A 792-nucleotide genomic window follows, 5' to 3' on the forward strand; every position below is an offset into this window, starting at 1 on the left:
AGATCGGCTTCTCGCACATCAGCGCCCGCCCCCGTCACCCGGGGCAGGACCCCGGGGTCATGGAGGACTTCAAAAAAACGTCCCCCGCACCCTGAGCGCTCACGTCGGGCACCTGCCGAAGGGGCGCCGCATCGAGGTCTGGTTTCAGGATGAGGCCCGGATCGGCCAGAAGAACGGCATCGTCCGGCAGTGGGCGCGGCGGGGAACGCGGCCCCGCCAACCGGCCGACCAGCGCTACGACAATGCCTGGCTGTTCGGGGCGATCTGCCCGGCGCGCGGCGTCGGTGCCGCCTTGGCCCTGCCCTATATCGGTACCGAGGCCATGCAGATGCATCTCGACGAGATCTCGACCATGGTGGCTCGGGGATCGCACGCCGTGCTGCTGCTCGATCGCGCCGGATGGCACACCACGAGGATGCTCTGTGTCCCGAAGAACATAACGCTGATCTTCCTGCCGTCGCGATCGCCGGAGCTCAACCCGGTCGAGCAGATCTGGCAGTATCTGCGATCGAACTTTCTCTCCAACAGCGTCTTCGAGACCTACGCTGACATCGTCGATGCCGCCTGCGAAGCGTGGCGCTGTCTCACCGAAAACCCAGAAACCATCACATCCATCGGCAGGCGCCAATGGGCGCATATCGGTCACTCATAAGGGCCGTTGGTATTAGGCAGTGTGGACGGATTTGATGAGGATGAAGCTCAAGGCGAGGGCGACGATGGCAGCGAAGCCGCATTCGGTCTTCTCGCAGCGCAGGGCGACGCGCTTGAACCGCTTCAGTTTTCCGAAGCACT

The 792-nt window shown here is 63.8% G+C and carries 1 pseudogene; it reads left to right on the plus strand.

Annotated features, from left to right (window positions below):
- Positions 1-652 (plus strand): annotated as a pseudogene (locus K9U40_RS23120) (IS630 family transposase); the annotation flags it as partial.
- Between the last annotated feature and the right edge of the window lie 140 nt (positions 653-792).

This window comes from Xanthobacter autotrophicus, assembly GCF_030015065.1.
Lineage (GTDB): Bacteria > Pseudomonadota > Alphaproteobacteria > Rhizobiales > Xanthobacteraceae > Xanthobacter > Xanthobacter autotrophicus_D.